This window comes from Nocardioides sp. URHA0032 (genome assembly GCF_000620645.1).
Classification (GTDB): Bacteria; Actinomycetota; Actinomycetes; order Propionibacteriales; family Nocardioidaceae; genus Nocardioides.
On record NZ_JIAV01000019.1, the window covers coordinates 116,264 to 130,559 of the forward strand.

Below are 14,296 nucleotides of genomic sequence, written 5' to 3' on the forward strand. Positions count from 1 at the left end.
CGGGGCCCCAATCTTCCGCACACCCCACGGCATCATCCATAGGATTCTGCCGATGACCCTGTACACACGTTCCGCCGAACTGATGAGGAAGCTCGTGATCAGCGAAGAGCTGTCCGGCGAGTTTCTGATTCCGTCCTACCAGCGTGGCTATCGCTGGGGCGCGACCGAGGTTGTGAAGCTCCTCGACGACATCAAGAACGATGTCATCGCTGCTCCGACGGCGCGAAGCTACTACCTTCAGCCCATCGTCGTCACGTGGCGGGAGTCCGAGGGCAACTGGGAGTTGATCGACGGCCAGCAGCGCCTCACGACGCTCTATCTGATCGTCAAGTATTTGCGCGACAGCAACTGGCTTCCCCGGGCCAAGGTCAACTACTCCCTGGCCTATGAGACCCGGGAGAACAGCCGCAAGTACCTGGAGACTCTGGACTCGACGTCGCGGCACGCGAACATCGACTTCCACTACATTTACTCGGCCTACGAGGCGATCGAGAGGTGGTTCGAGGACCAACCGGATTCGGAGGGTGCAGCGATCAACGTCCGCAAGGCGTTGGCCGAGAGTGTCTACCTGATTTGGTACGAAGCACCCGAGGGTACTGACAACAACGAGCTGTTCAGGCGCCTGAATGTGGGGCGGATTCCGCTCACCGATGCCGAGCTCATCAAGGCCCTCGTCCTCTCCAGGATCGCCGCCAGTGGAAGTCGATCAGAGCGCCAGGAGCAGGTCGCGGTGCAGTGGGACTACTTCGAGCGAGAGCTGCGTGACCCTGAGCTTTGGGCCTTCATTACAGGTTCGAGCAGCGAGTGGCCGACCCATATCGACCTCCTCTTTCGAGCAATGGCTGGAAGCACCGACGGCAAGGAGCAGCACCGGTACTGGGTGTTCGAGGAGCTGAGACCACGCATCGAGAACTCGGCTGCTGAGTTCTGGCGAGACGTCGTTCGGATGCACGGTCTCATCACAGGATGGTTCCACGACCGCACGCTGTATCACCTCATCGGCTTCCTCATCGCCACGGGAGGCCGGTATGAGTTCGAGCGCATCGTCGAGTTGGCGGACGGCCGTACCAACAAGTCATTCCGTCATGCGCTGGTGCAGCGCATCCGCAGCCGAGTCGGCGAGTCTCGATCAGGACTCGATGCCCTCAACTACGAGCAGGACCGAGACGAGTGCCAAGACATCCTGCTCCTGATGAACGTCGCAACCGTTCTCGGCGCAATCGACGAAAACCTGGTTGCCAGCGACGAGGGCGAGCGGTTCTCCTTCTATGCCCATGCCAAGAGCAGTTGGTCCGTCGAGCACATTCACGCGCAGAATGCGGCACCCCTTACCAGGGCAGAGCAGTGGAGGACCTGGCTGGAGCTTCATCGCCGTGGGATCGACGCACTCCCGGGGCGCTCCGGGGCGGAGAACGTCGCCTTGTTCAGCCGGATAGATGCACTGATCGAGTCCATCGACGCCCGCGAGGTGGGCATCGAGGCGAGGTTCAGGAAGTTGGAAGACGAGATCCTCGCCGCCTTCGCAGCAAGTGGCGATCCCGTGATCGGGGACGACGTTCACCTCCTCCCAAATCTTGCGCTTCTGGACCGGGGGCACAACAGCGCGCTTGGCAACTCTGTCTTCGAGGTGAAGCGGCAGGAGATCCTTCGTCTTGATCGTGCTGGCTCCTACATCCCGCCATGCACACGCAACGCCTTCCTCAAGTACTACACGGACGACGCCGACCAGCAGATCCACATGTGGGGACCACAAGATCGGGAGGCGTACTACGACGTCATGCGCGACATCCTCGCCCCGTACCTTGTGCCCGAGGCTGCGGAGGCGGCGTCGTGAAGGGGTTCGCCACCACCTACAGCGGGATCTTCGACAGTGCCCGTGACGAGCGCCCGGCCGTCCACAGCATCGAAATTCCCATCATCCAGCGCGACTACGCCCAAGGACGCGAAGACAGCGACACAATCACGATCCGCCGCGAGTTCCTCGACGTGCTCATCCGCGCGCTGACCACAGCAGACTCCGTCGGTCTCGACTTCATCTACGGCGAGGTTGCCGACGGCGTTCTCAAGCCACTCGATGGCCAGCAGCGATTGACCACGATGTTCCTCCTGCACTGGTACGTCGCTTCACGGGCCGGGACGCTGGACGCGAGTGCGCCGTGGAGCGAGTTCCGCTATGCCACCCGCCTGAGCGCCGAGTACTTCTGCCGCGAACTCGTTTCCCACACATGGCCGGCGAACGACGCTGATCCGGTCGACTGGATCACCGACCAGGCCTGGTATCTCTTCCCTTGGCGTACCGATCCCACCATCCAATCGATGTTGGTGATGATCGGGGCGATCCACGACCGCCTATCCAGCGGCGACCACGACTTCGACGCGCTGTGGGAGCGCCTGACCTCTCCCGATGATGCAGCGATCTCATTCCTGTTCCTGCCCATCGACGACATGGAGTCAGGAGACGACCTCTACATCAAGATGAACTCGCGGGGCAAGCCGCTCACTGAGTTCGAGGTGTTCAAGGCACGGCTGGAGAAGCTGCTAGGCAGCACCGGGCGCCAGACAGAACTCAGCGAGAAGCTGGACCGAGAGTGGTCGGACCTCCTGTGGCACTACGAGGGTGGCAACTTCCTCGTCGACGAGGAGTTCATGAACTACTTCACCTTCATCGTCGACGTTTGCGAGTGGCGGACTGGGTCGACCCGAACCCCAGACAGACTGCTGGAACGGGCACAGCGGGTGTTTGTGGATCACGAGGACGCGCAGACCCATCTCGAGTTCTTGTTCTTCGCGTTTGACACCTGGGTCGGCGCAAGGCCATCCGACAACGTACCGGCGGAGGTACTCACCGACCTGTTCAGAGTCGACAGCAACGCGGAGTCGGGGCTGTTGTTGTTCGAGTCACAGGACTCTAATCTCTTCGCGGCCTGCCTCGAACACTACGGAACCAAGCAGTTCTCGCTCGCCGAAACGATCTTCCTCTTCGCTGTGATCATTTTCCGGCAGACGTTTCCAGACGGCGAAAGAGAGGATCTGAATCAACGGCTGCGGTCGCTGCGCAACATCGCCGAGTCGGCACCGGACGATGTCCGCAGCGAATACATGCCCGAGTTGATCGCCTCGACTACCAAGTTGATGACCGACCCGGCCGACTCGTACCTCGATGGATTGAAGCGGTTCAACCAGGCCCGTATCGATGACGAAAGGCTCAAGCGAGACCTGCTTGCGGCGCACCCAGAGCTCCAAGAGTCGGTGTGCGCTCTTGAGGATCATGAACTGCTCCGAGGCCGACTCTTCGCGTTCGACCTTGACACGGCAACCCTCGATGCGCGCGGCGAGACCTTCCGTGCGGTCACCACAGTCGAGGCCCTTCCACATCTGGCCTCCGCCCTGTTGACCAAGGGTGACTACTCGCGATCCCTCGGCGCGCGGAGGCAGTTCGGCGTGCCCGGGCAACGTCGCGGTGGCGGATCGTGGAGAGACGTCCTCACCGGCGGATCACGAGATGGGCGAGAGGCGATGCGAGATGCCGTCGATCGACTCCTCGAGGATGTGGCAGGCCGTAACGAGCCCGTAGCCGACGCTCTGGAGGCAATCGTGAGCGAGTGGCTCACGGAGCAGGAGGCGTCTGGCCGCTACGACTGGCGCTACTACTTCGTGCGCTACCCAAGTATGTTGAGCGCACCGCAGGGGATCTACGTGGGCGAATACGACTCCGATGGAGTCGGGTACGGCTACCGCGTCGACATGCTCAAAGGCGGCGACTACCGTGCAGCCTTCACCGACCCATTCCTCCTTGCCGTGTGGGACGAGCTTGGACAGCCCCAATGGCTCACGAAGCCGGAGTTCCGTAGTTGGGACTACACGGGGACCGAAAAGGCGATGAAGCTGTCGGAGTCCGGAACCGGCATTCGCAGCCAGGACGCAGGATTCGAGATCGCCCTGCCGGACGACGCTACCCAAACCGCACTCGTCCACGCCGCGCTGGTGCCCTTCGGCATCGATAGCGACAACATCGTCCGCGTGAGCCCGAAGGACAGGCACGCCGAGTCTCTGGACTCGGAGGACCGCGTCCAGGTGGGCATCCAGTTGGCACGAGCCCTGCTCAAGGCCGGCCTGTAACCCTCGGATACCGGCTCGCCCGGGGGCGGCCGATTCTGTCGAACCGGCCCCGACGTGCAGTTCCATGACGAAGCAGATCCGGACCCTCGGTGTGCCTACGTGGTGCTCGCCGCCTTCAACGAAGGTAGACCACACGAACAGTTGACGATGGCCTACACCTACTCCGCTGTGGCGCAAGAATTCGCCCCCCAGCCCGACAGCATGGAGCAGCTTCCCGACGCTGGACTGGCAAGGAGCCCGCGACGCTGGAGACCTCATTGAGGATGGGCGTCGGGTAATCGACACCGACAAGCCAACGGGGTCACTCGCACACCTGACTCCTGAGAGCGGCTGCCACGAGAGGTGACCGCGCGACATCAGGAGTCAGGATGACGATTCCCATCCAGATGAGCCTGCACGGGTTCATCGCCACTGCACCGCAGATCAACTTCACCGCCAACGGCGGTGCTCGGTTCTATGCCCGAGTCGGGGTCGAGCACTACCGCAAGGAGACCGACGGCAGCTTCACGAAGCTGGAGCCGACGTTCCACGACCTCGTCGCCTACGCCAAGACCGCAGAGCGGGCCCACGCCAGGTTCAAGGTCGGGGACAACTTCGTCGCCTCGGGCTACATCAACGAGTACGAACTCGACCGCAACGGTCAGACCCAGGCCCGCGAGGAGTTCGTCGCCCGCAGGATCGGTCACGACCTCGCGCGCACGAGGTACGAGATCGACCGGACGCCGTCCCGCCAGCCCGACCCGCCCGGCGCGGACCTGCCGGCGGGCAAGGAGCCGGCCCAGGTCGTCTCGCTCTGAAGGCGGCCATCGATGACCGCCGACACCGAGCAGGCCCAGTTCGCGTTGATGGAGCCTGACGACTACGTCGTCGGTGGCGATCACCCCCTGGGCGGCAGCCCCGACTTTCGCGGGGCTGCCGATTCGGGTGACGAGCCACTGCACGCGATCAACTGGAACCTGCTCACCGCCGACGAGGCCGAGTCCGAGTGGCTCGACCTCAACGCGTGGGTCCACTGGTTGCGCGCGACGTACGGCCTGCCGCCGACCGTGATCCCGCCGTTCTGGCACCGGCACGACGAGCTGGTCTGGGAACTCTCCGCCCTGCACACGCACTGGCTGAACGCCTATGACCAGGACGGCAGCCCGTCCGCGCCGTTGGCGTGGCATCGCGACTTCGCCGACGCCCGCAACCGCCTGCGCGAGTGGGTCTCGACGAGCGGCACCAAGCTCGACCGTGACCGCCCCACACGGATCACCACGTGGCCGGGCGAGGAGCCAGTCGAGCCCGGGGTCGAGGTCGTGATCGAGGACCGGGAAGCCGACTTTCTCGCCTACGTCATGGAAGACGTTGTCGTCCGGCGGCGCATCGAGGAACACACCCGAGCGTTCACCAACGCGTCCTGACCCCTGCACAGCCAGTCCATCCGCGCGCTTGTCCACAACACCGGTCACTCGACCTCGGACCCCCGGCGGGTCGCTCACACGGTGGACCCCAACGAAAGGCACCATCATGTTGCTCGCCCACGCCGTCACCCTCGCCCAGGCCCGCTCCTACCTCGCCGCCCTGGCCGATCAGGCGCTCACCTTCAACGCGTCGGTCGAGTACGAGCGCGTCCTGCTCCAGGTCGACTTCCTGCACGGGGACTTCATCCCCGGCATCACCCGAGTCCCCGCCTACAGCCGCGACGTCCTGTTCGACGTCGCGTACGCGGCGATCGAGGAACTCGCCGAGCACGGCATCGACCTGCTCTCCGTCGAGCTGCTGCTCGACATGCTGGAGGTGGCCTGGGCAAAGGACTTGCCCTGATGTACGGCGAGAACACCGGCCACCTACGCCAGGCGCTCGGCGTACTCGCCCGCGAGCACCGCATCCAGCAACGCCTCGGCGGCAAGGGCATCCACACCGTGCCCGAGACCACGACCGTCGAGGAGCGGGAGGAACTCGGCAAGCAGATCCGCCGCTACCGCCAGTGCGTCCTGACCTGGAGCCTCCAAGCCGTCCGTGCCGCCAACCCGCGCATCAACCTCGAAGGCACCACCGGGCGATCCCGCGGCCCCGCTGAAGAACTGCGCTACCGACTCACCGAGGCACTCGCCGCGTCCACCGCCAGTCTTGCCCACGGCGACGAACTCATCACCGAGCAGCAGTTCGCCACCGTCGAGTCCTGGCGACAAGCCGCCCGCGCCGCCGCGCTCGGTGAACACGACTTCTCCGCCGGGGCCGGGTACGGCCGGCTCAGCGAGCAACAGTGCATGACCGTCCTCAAGGACGCTGCCGACGTCGTGCGGGGGCTGGTCGCGCTCGACCGTCGGTACGAAGGCGTGCCCGGTTGGCAGAAGCTCCACAACCAGGGATGGCTCGGTCGCGCGGCCGAGGCATGTGCCGCACACGCCGGGTATGACGAACCCGACTACACCGTCGACCGTCTCGGCTGGCGACCCGCGCCCCAACCGATGTACGGCCGGGGGATGCCCGGCCTGGCCGGAGTCATGCAGGCGCAATACAACCTGCTGCTCCACCTCGACGAGCTCCCCGACGCACGCAGCCTCCGCGTCGTCATGGACTCCCAACGCGTCGTCGCCCACGAAGCCGGGGCTCGAGTCGGTGATGTCGAACCCGAACTCGCAGCGAGGTGGACCACCCGCAAGCAGACCTACGTCAAGCTCGTCCAGGAGACCCGCGACCTCGGCGGCATCCTCGGCAAACCGAACGCAGCCGGCGACGGCGCCGTCGCTGCCAGCCGCGCCGAGAAACTCAGCCGCGACCCGCTTACCGACGCCAAGCAGTTGCACCAGCTCGACCGCCTCTTCACACATATCGACGAGCGAGTCTGCGCAGCCGTCGAGCACGGGATCAAGAAACGCCTCTATTTCCTGCGCGTCCCCTTCCCGCGAGTGGACGATCGAGGCCCCGGGATGGTGAAGGGCACACGGCACCGCTACGTGCCGATCACCTCACCAGTTCAGACCGACCTGATCGCCCTCGTGCGCCACGAACTGCGGACGGCGCCGATCAAGCCAGTCCCACCCCAAGGCGCCGCACAGAGCCGAGTCGACTTCGAAGCCGCGCTTTGTCACCGTCCGGGCGACCCGGGCCCGTTGGTGACGATGTGATCAGGCGCTGAGCGCTTTGCGTCGGACCGCGGCCAGGTCAGTCTCCAGCTTGTCCAGCGCAGACTTGAGATCGTCTGCGGGAGCAATCGCCTGGAGCACCAGCGAACGAACCACAGTGGAGACCGGCAAACCGCGCTGCTCGGCGTACGCCGCCAGTTCGTCGAACTCGTCCTCGCGGAACCGGACCTGGAGGTTGCGCGCACGTGGGTGCCCGCGCGTGATCTTCACATGGGAAGGCAGCGGCGCATCGGGTTCGCTGATGACCTCGGCCTCCTCTGCGGCCTGGGCCTCGGCCGCGATCAGGTCCTCAATCCTCTTGCCCATCAACCTCTCCTTCCTCTGCTTCGTAGCTGTCCTGGTTGTAGATGCGGCGGTCCTTCGCATTGGACGCCCACCCGTTGGCGCCGTACTCAACTCCGTCATCGACCACGACGATGACAGTGATCACTTGGTCGGCTGTGGTCGAGAACCCGATGATCCGGACACTCTGACCGCTTCTGCTGTTGTAGTCCGGGTCGATCACGACCCGGTTGGGGTCTCCGAGCGCTTCGTTCGCGACCTCCGGCGTGATCCCGTGGTTGGCCTGCATGTGCGTTGCGCCGTGAGTCCAGTCGACGCGCTCGAACACCCGGTTATCGTAATGCATTGCATTACGGATCGGTAGTGGCGTGACCTCGTTGGTGTCGTCCCCTGACTGTGTCTGGTCACCTGGGGTCATCACGCACCACCTGCGGTGCGAGGGCTTCGAGGATCTCGGCCGTCACCGGATTCACGATCTCGTCGGGCTCGATGTAGTGCTCCTTCGTGATCTGCGAAGAGGTGTGCCCGAGCATCTCGGCCGCGAGGTCGGCCCCACCCGCACGATCGAGGAACGTGGCAACCGTGCGCCGGAACGAGTGCGGTGTGACGCCCTCGACGCCCGTTCCCACCAAGATGGCCCGCAGACGTCGGCGGACGTTGTTGGTCGTCAGCGGGGTCCTGTTGCGGGTGAAGAAGATCAGATGCTCACTGTCCTCCGAGGCAACCTTCACCAGGCGCTCACGCAATACCGCGGCTGCCCAGCTCGGCACCGAGACAGTCCTCGTCGACTTCGCCGTCTTGGGGTGCGGCTGGCGATGCGTCGGCTTGCGTGCCGGCGAGACGATGGTCCCGCAGATGCGCACCGTGGCCGGCGAACTGGTGACATCCACATCGCACTTGCGGATCGCCAGGACCTCACCGATGCGAGCCGACGTACCGAGCATCACGTCGATGATCTGCTCCAACTGTCCATCCGGCGGCGGGCCGCACAGACCCGGTTCGCGTCGCCATCGATGGGCCGCAGCTCGGATCGTCTCCACCTGATCGACCGTGAGCGCCTTGGCCTGCGACGGTGGCTTGTTCAGCTTCGCGGTCTCGCGCACCGGGTTCTCGCGCAACGCGTCGTACCGCACCGCCAGACCGAGCGCCAGGCTGAGCACCGTCTTGGCCTGCTTAGCCGTGCTGTAGCTCTTCGTCTTCGCCAGCGTCTTGAGGAAGCGGTCGACCCGTCCCGTGGTGATCTCACGCAGCGTGTAGTTCTCGAAGGCCGGCATGACCAGTTGCCGCATGTTGCGTTCGTAGAGCGCCCGCGTGCTGTCGGCAACCTTGCCCTCCAGGTCGAGGTCGTCGAGCCAAAGCTCGACGAGTCTCGTGAAGGAACTGTCCGGTGTCACCTCGGTGTACGTCGTCCGGCTCGCCCTCGCAGCGAGTGCCTCCTTGAGGTTGCGCTCGGCCGTCTTCTGCGTCGCTCCCACCGCCGAGACCCGGCGGAGTTGGCCGTCATCGTCGCGGTAGCGGGTGCGTGCTCGGACCTGGCCGCTGGGCAGCTTCTCGAAGTTGATGCCACCGAATGTTCCGATGGCGGTACGTCGCCTACCTGTCATGGCCGATCACCTCAACTCGGCCTGCGTCGACGTGCGTTGGTCCAAGAGCCAGTCCTGGATGTCGCTGACGAAGTACCGAACGTGACGACCGACCCGCACCGAGGCGGGGCCGACGCCTTCCTGACGCCACTTGTAGAGCGTCTTCACAGGCAGGTCGAGGTACTCGGCGAGCTCCTCGATCCCGATCAGCGGCGCGAGGCCGCCCAAGGTGGTGTGGGTGTCCATGCGCGCTAGGTGCGCCGTGCTTCCCGACTGAGTGAGCAACAACGAGCAGTAGCGGGCAGAGATTTCGCGGCAAGGCCTCGATCGCCGCTGCGCAGCGGCAAGAGTGGCCACTTTCTGGCCCACGGATCAAATCTCTAAACCTTTCAGGCCCGGAGATTCGCTGAATCTCCGGGCCTGATGAGTAGCGGGGGCAGGATTTGAACCTGCGACCTCTGGGTTATGAGCCCAGCGAGCTACCGAGCTGCTCCACCCCGCGTCGGTGATCACAACCTTAGGGGATGGCGTCCGCCAACCCAAATCGGAAGGGCGTGGCTCCGGTCACCCGCCGGACGACGAGGCCGAGGGCGACTCCGGCGGGGACGCCGAGGGCGAGGTGGACGGGGACCCCGACGAGGATTTGCCGCCCTGGCTGTCCGGGAGCTGGCTGGACAGGTCGAAGGCCCGGTTCACCAGGTCCTTGCCGAGCTTCGTCTCGCGGGCCCAGGTGACGGTGTCGCCACTCTTCAGCGCCTCGTCCGCATTCACGAAGTGCGCCTGCGCCTGGTCGATGAGGCTGCGGATCTGGCTCACCAGCGAGCCGGTCGGCTTGCCGCCGCCGGGGTTGCCTCCACCACCGGACGGGCTCGTCGGCAGGGTGCGGTTGAGGGCGTCGGCGAGCGCGGCGGGCAGCGACGTGCCGATGCCGACCTCGTCGTTGTACGACACCAGGACGTAGGCGAGGCTCGGGTAGCTCACCGACGAGCCGGCGCGCACGGCGTACACCGGCTCGACGTACACGAAACCGCCGTTGACCGGCAGCGTGAGGAGGTTGCCGTTGATGACCTGGCCGCCACTGCGGTTGAACTGCGCGAGCCGGTCCGCCACCTCGGTGTCGGAGTTGAAGTCGTTGGCCACCTGCCCAGGACCCTTGGCGTTCTGGTCCTTGAGCTGGAGCACCTCGATCTTGCCGTAGTCCGCCGACGCGGCGTCGGAGTTGACCGAGACGAACCCCGCCAGGTTGTTCTTGTTGTAGGGGACGAAGGTCGAGGTCAGCGAGTAGACGGCCTGACCGGAGGAGTCGTCGAAGAGGCGGTACGGCGGCTGCAGCCGACTCGGTGAGTTCGGGTCGCTCGGGACCTGCCAGCGGTTGTTGCCGCTGTAGAACTGGATCGGGTCCTGCACGTGGTAGCGCGCGAACTGGTAGCGCTGCACCTTGAACATGTCCTCGGGGTAGCGCAGGTGGTCACGCACCTCGTCGGGGATCTCGGAGTTCGGCTTCACGGTGCCCGGGAAGACCTTCTCCCAGGTCTGCAGGATCGGGTCGTCCTCGTTCCAGGCGTACAGCGTCACCGTGCCGTCGTACGCGTCGACCGTGGCCTTGACCGAGTTGCGCATGTAGTTGATCTCGTCGGTCGGGACCGTGCGCAGGGTGTCGTTCGTCTGGAGCGAGTCGGTGGTCATCGTGTCGAACGACTCGCGCTCGGCGTTGGGGTAGCGGTCCGTCGTCGTGTAGCCGTCGAGCACCCACAGGATGTGGCCGTTGGCGACGATGGGGTACGGGTCGCTGTCGACCGTGAGCCACGGCGCGAACTTCTCGACCCGCTCGCTCGGGTCGCGGTTGTAGAGCACCTCGCTGTCGCCGGTGACCCGGCCGGAAAGCAGGAAGTTGGTGTCGCCGAACTTCACCGCGTACATCAGCTGGCGGAACGAGCTGCCGATCGGCACCCCGCCGCTGCCGTCGTACGTCGTGGTCGTGAGCTGGCCGGAGTCGTCCGCGCCGCCGGTGGCCAGGTCCTGCTCCACGTCCTTGGCGCCGGGGGCCTTGCCGACGATCGAGTAGTCGGGACTCTGCTCGCCGAAGTAGACGCGCGACTCGAAGCCACCGGTCGCCTGCGACAGCGCATCCTGGCCCGGAGCCGTGCCCTCGGCCCACTGCGTCTTGTCGTCCGAGCTGTCGACCGGCAGGTCGTCGTTCGTGGTGCGCTGGTTGCCGTACGCCGCGATGATCCCGGAGCCGTGGGTGTAGACGGTGTGCAGGTTGGACCAGTTGCGGTCCCCGTCCGGGATGCCGGACTGGTTCAGCTCCCGGACGCCGAGCACGAGGGCGCGGTCCGCTCCCGCGATGTCGTAGCGGTCGACGTCGAGCACGTCCGCGACCGAGTAGAAGGCGCGCGCCTGCTGCACCTGCTCGAAGGTCGGGCTCACCAGCTTCGGGTCGACGAGCGGCACCGACTCGGTCTCGCGGTCGAGTACCGACTGGTCGGGGTTGTCCACGGTGGCGTCGATGATGTCCTTGACCTCGATGCCGTCGAGGTCGTACGCCGACCGCGTGGCGTCGATGTTCGCCTTGATGTACGGCTGCTCCTTGTCCGCCTCGGACGGCTTCACCTGGAACTGCTGCACGATGCCCGGCCAGATCAGGCCGAGCAGGATCGCCGACACCGCGAGCAGCGCCAGGCCGACCGACGGCAGCAGCCAGGTGCGCCGCCAGACGTTGACGAAGAACAGCACCGCGCAGATGACCGAGATGCCCAGCAGGATGTTCTTCGCCGGCAGCACGGCGTGGTCGTCGGTGTAGTTCATGCCCGTGATCAGCGTGCCGCCCTGGTTGACCAGGTCGTAGCGGTCCAGCCAGTAGTCCGCGGCCTTCACGAGCACGAACAGTCCGAGCAGCAGCGACAGCTGCACCTGCGCGGCGCCGGAGAACCGGTCCCGCGGGGTCTGCAGCCGGATGCCGCCGTACAGGTAATGCACCACCGCCGACGCGATGATCGAGATCACCAGCGTGGCCATCGCGAAGTCGACCAGGTAGTGCAGCCACGGCAGGTCGAAGACGTAGAAGCCGATGTCCTTGTGGAACCAGGTGTCCTGCTGGTGGAACGGCACGCCGTTGCGCCACAGGAGGTAGTTGCGCCACTCCCCGATCGCGGAGCTGCCGGCGAACGCGCCGAGCACCACGGCGACGCCGACCAGCAGCCAGGTGCGGATCGGGGTCACCGCGTCGCGGTAGCGGTCCAGGCCGTTCTGCTCGCTCGAGCTCGGCCGGAAGAACGGGCGGAACCGGTAGGCGAGGTAGATGTTCAGGCCGACAACACCGGCCATCAGCAGACCGAAGACCAGGAACAGCACGGTCTTGGTCCAGAACAGCGTGGTGAAGACCTCGGAGTAGCCGGCGTCCTGGTACCAGAGCCGGTCGGTGTAGAGGTTGGCGAACGTGCTGAGGCCGAGGAAGCCGAGCACCAGCACCACCGCGGTGATGATCAAAGCGCGTGAGCGCCGTGACCCGGTCCGCGCCGGCGGCCGGTTGTCCCCCGCACCCTCGTCGAACAGCTCGCTCATCCCTGGTTCTCCTCCTCCAGCGTGGCGACGAGGAGCTGCAGCAGCCCGGGCACCAGGTCGGCGCCTCCGACCACGGACTGGTCGTCGTCGTGGGCGCGCAGTCGCAGCGCGCAGTACGTCGCTCCGGCGCGGGTCGCGCCCGCCACGATCCGCACCTCCTGCCGGTCAGGGTGCTCGCGGGCGAACTCCTCCGCGGAGGCCGGGTCGTCGGGGATGAGCGGGTCGGCGTCCGGGGGCAGCACGAGCCGCTCCACCACCGCCGCACACCCGGTGACCTCCGGTGGCCAGGCGATCGACTCGAGCGCGACCTCGAGCGGCTGGTCGGGCACCAGCAGCTCCTGCTCGACGGGCGTGAACGAACCCTCGGCCGAGGCCGAGTCCAGGCCCATCGCGGCGGCCAGGGCCGGCTCCCGCTCGACCAGCTGGGCGGTGTCGACGAGCGCGTAGAGCCGGGCGGGCCGGTCCCAGCCCTCTCCGGCGGCGTGGTGCTCGATCTCGAGCACCACCGCGGCCAGGGCCGGGTCGACGTCGAGATCGGCGTCGAAGTCGGTCACGAGCTCCCCTCCTCGCAGCTGGGCAGGTCGGCGTTCGGGTCCTTGACCCACGCGTCGATCGCCAGGCGCGCGTCGTGCATGGTGTCCGCCTTCACCAGGCGCATGTCGCCGTTCGGCGCGCCGAGCGCATCCTCGCAGTTGTCGGGGGGCACGAGGAACAGCTGCGCCCCGGCGTCACGGGCGCCCACGATCTTCTGCTGGATGCCGCCGATCGGGCCGACCGTGCCGGTGGCGTCCATGGTGCCGGTGCCGGCCACGGTCTCCCCGCCGGTCAGCGAGCCGGGCGTCAGGGTGTCGTAGATGCCCAGGGAGAACATCAGCCCCGCGCTCGGGCCGCCGATGCCCGGGTTGATGTTGATGGTCACGTCGACCGGAAGGTCCGGCTTGGCCTCCGTGCCGACCTGGATGCCGACCTGCGGCTTGCCGTCGACGGTGTCCGGCGTGACCTGCACGGTCGTGCGCTCGTCGTCGCGGCGTACGACGAAGTCGACCGGCGCGCCGGCGGGTGCAGCCGTCACCGCGTCCACGACGTCGTCGGAGGACGAGACGTCGGTGCCGTCGACGGCGAGGATGACGTCGCCGGACTCGAGGTTCCCGTCGGCCGGCGCACCCTTCGTCACGCCCGCGACGACCGGCTCGGTGACGTCGTAGCCGAGCTCCTCCAGGGCGACCGCGGTCGCGGCGTCCTGCGAGGACGTCATCTGGGCGGCACCCTCCTGGCGGTTCTGCTCGACGGTCTCGTCCTGGCGGTACACCGCGTCGTAGGGGTAGACGGCGTCCTCGTCGCTGATCCAGTCGTGCATCAGCTCGAACAGGTTGTTCCGGCCGTTGGGCTTGGGCTGCGAGACGTAGACCGTGGTCATCCGCACCTGCCCGTCGTCGGGATAGGACTTGCGTCCCTCGACCTGGATGATCTGCTTGCCGTCGTCGTTCTTGCCGAGCACGTTGACGGTCAGCCCGGGCTCGTAGGTGACGTAGGGCAGGGGTACCAGGGCGGCGGTCACCCACAGGGCGATCAGCAGCGGCACGGCCAGGATGCCGGCGAGGGTGCGCTGCGTCATGC

The 14,296-nt window shown here is 66.1% G+C and carries 13 protein-coding genes and 1 tRNA gene; 6 read left to right on the forward strand and 8 right to left on the reverse strand.

Going from position 1 to position 14,296, the window contains the following annotated elements; translation table 11 throughout:
* Positions 1 to 52: 52 nt before the first annotated feature.
* The 6 genes from N538_RS0109285 to N538_RS0109310 all read left to right on the forward strand — a co-directional run bounded on the left by N538_RS0109285 (position 53) and on the right by N538_RS0109310 (position 7,232).
* The gene (locus N538_RS0109285; protein WP_051549082.1) at positions 53 to 1,834 is read left to right on the forward strand and encodes a DUF262 domain-containing protein; all 1,782 of its coding nucleotides are present in this window, start codon (positions 53 to 55) and stop codon (positions 1,832 to 1,834) included.
* Positions 1,831 to 4,119, forward strand: a complete 2,289-nt coding sequence (locus N538_RS0109290) for a DUF262 domain-containing protein (protein WP_028637078.1) — start codon at positions 1,831 to 1,833, stop codon at positions 4,117 to 4,119. Before N538_RS0109285 ends, N538_RS0109290 begins: the two co-directional genes overlap by 4 nt.
* A gap of 368 nt (positions 4,120 to 4,487) precedes the next feature.
* Positions 4,488 to 4,916: a single-stranded DNA-binding protein gene (locus N538_RS0109295; RefSeq protein WP_028637079.1), complete on the forward strand. Its 429-nt coding sequence runs from the start codon at positions 4,488 to 4,490 to the stop codon at positions 4,914 to 4,916.
* A gap of 12 nt (positions 4,917 to 4,928) precedes the next feature.
* Positions 4,929 to 5,522 (forward strand): hypothetical protein, encoded by a 594-nt coding sequence (locus tag N538_RS0109300; RefSeq protein WP_197025289.1) that lies wholly within the window; start codon positions 4,929 to 4,931, stop codon positions 5,520 to 5,522.
* A gap of 106 nt (positions 5,523 to 5,628) precedes the next feature.
* The gene (locus N538_RS0109305) at positions 5,629 to 5,925 is read left to right on the forward strand and encodes a hypothetical protein (protein WP_028637081.1); all 297 of its coding nucleotides are present in this window, start codon (positions 5,629 to 5,631) and stop codon (positions 5,923 to 5,925) included.
* On the forward strand, positions 5,925 to 7,232 hold the full coding sequence (locus tag N538_RS0109310; RefSeq protein WP_028637082.1) for a hypothetical protein: 1,308 nt from the start codon (positions 5,925 to 5,927) through the stop codon (positions 7,230 to 7,232). The genes N538_RS0109305 and N538_RS0109310 overlap by 1 nt, the downstream gene beginning before the upstream one ends.
* Here the strand turns inward: N538_RS0109310 and N538_RS24615 are convergent, their stop codons facing one another.
* The 8 genes from N538_RS24615 to N538_RS0109350 form a co-directional block, all read right to left on the reverse strand.
* Positions 7,233 to 7,556 (reverse strand): hypothetical protein, encoded by a 324-nt coding sequence (locus N538_RS24615; protein WP_051549083.1) that lies wholly within the window; start codon positions 7,554 to 7,556, stop codon positions 7,233 to 7,235.
* Entirely contained in the window at positions 7,540 to 7,860 is a 321-nt protein-coding gene (locus tag N538_RS24620; RefSeq protein ID WP_197025290.1) for a hypothetical protein, read from the reverse strand. The genes N538_RS24615 and N538_RS24620 overlap by 17 nt, the downstream gene beginning before the upstream one ends.
* A 76-nt stretch (positions 7,861 to 7,936) precedes the next feature.
* The gene (locus N538_RS0109325) at positions 7,937 to 9,136 is read right to left on the reverse strand and encodes a tyrosine-type recombinase/integrase (RefSeq protein WP_028637083.1); all 1,200 of its coding nucleotides are present in this window, start codon (positions 9,134 to 9,136) and stop codon (positions 7,937 to 7,939) included.
* A 6-nt stretch (positions 9,137 to 9,142) separates the two neighbouring features.
* A complete protein-coding gene (locus tag N538_RS0109330) occupies positions 9,143 to 9,361 on the reverse strand; it encodes a helix-turn-helix transcriptional regulator (RefSeq protein ID WP_036569985.1) in 219 nt (72 codons plus the stop codon).
* A gap of 182 nt (positions 9,362 to 9,543) precedes the next feature.
* Positions 9,544 to 9,617, reverse strand: a tRNA-Met gene (locus N538_RS0109335).
* Between the two features lie 62 nt (positions 9,618 to 9,679).
* Entirely contained in the window at positions 9,680 to 12,679 is a 3,000-nt protein-coding gene (locus N538_RS0109340) for a UPF0182 family membrane protein (protein WP_028637085.1), read from the reverse strand.
* Complete coding sequence (locus N538_RS0109345; RefSeq protein WP_028637086.1) at positions 12,676 to 13,233, reverse strand: PPA1309 family protein; 558 nt, start codon at positions 13,231 to 13,233, stop codon at positions 12,676 to 12,678. Before N538_RS0109345 ends, N538_RS0109340 begins: the two co-directional genes overlap by 4 nt.
* On the reverse strand, positions 13,230 to 14,294 hold the full coding sequence (locus tag N538_RS0109350) for a YlbL family protein (RefSeq protein WP_028637087.1): 1,065 nt from the start codon (positions 14,292 to 14,294) through the stop codon (positions 13,230 to 13,232). Before N538_RS0109350 ends, N538_RS0109345 begins: the two co-directional genes overlap by 4 nt.
* Between the last annotated feature and the right edge of the window lie 2 nt (positions 14,295 to 14,296).

What these genes read in the sequence shown, in the direction of transcription:
- N538_RS0109285 (WP_051549082.1), top strand. Translation starts at nt 53, where the DNA reads ATGACCCTGTACACACGTTCCGCCGAACTGATGAGGAAGCTCGTGATC.
- N538_RS0109295 (WP_028637079.1), top strand. Translation starts at nt 4,488, where the DNA reads ATGACGATTCCCATCCAGATGAGCCTGCACGGGTTCATCGCCACTGCA.
- N538_RS0109300 (WP_197025289.1), top strand. Translation starts at nt 4,929, where the DNA reads ATGACCGCCGACACCGAGCAGGCCCAGTTCGCGTTGATGGAGCCTGAC.
- N538_RS0109305 (WP_028637081.1), top strand. Translation starts at nt 5,629, where the DNA reads ATGTTGCTCGCCCACGCCGTCACCCTCGCCCAGGCCCGCTCCTACCTC.
- N538_RS0109310 (WP_028637082.1), top strand. Translation starts at nt 5,925, where the DNA reads ATGTACGGCGAGAACACCGGCCACCTACGCCAGGCGCTCGGCGTACTC.
- N538_RS24615 (WP_051549083.1), bottom strand. Translation starts at nt 7,556, where the DNA reads ATGGGCAAGAGGATTGAGGACCTGATCGCGGCCGAGGCCCAGGCCGCA.
- N538_RS0109325 (WP_028637083.1), bottom strand. Translation starts at nt 9,136, where the DNA reads ATGACAGGTAGGCGACGTACCGCCATCGGAACATTCGGTGGCATCAAC.
- N538_RS0109330 (WP_036569985.1), bottom strand. Translation starts at nt 9,361, where the DNA reads ATGGACACCCACACCACCTTGGGCGGCCTCGCGCCGCTGATCGGGATC.
- N538_RS0109340 (WP_028637085.1), bottom strand. Translation starts at nt 12,679, where the DNA reads ATGAGCGAGCTGTTCGACGAGGGTGCGGGGGACAACCGGCCGCCGGCG.
- N538_RS0109350 (WP_028637087.1), bottom strand. Translation starts at nt 14,294, where the DNA reads ATGACGCAGCGCACCCTCGCCGGCATCCTGGCCGTGCCGCTGCTGATC.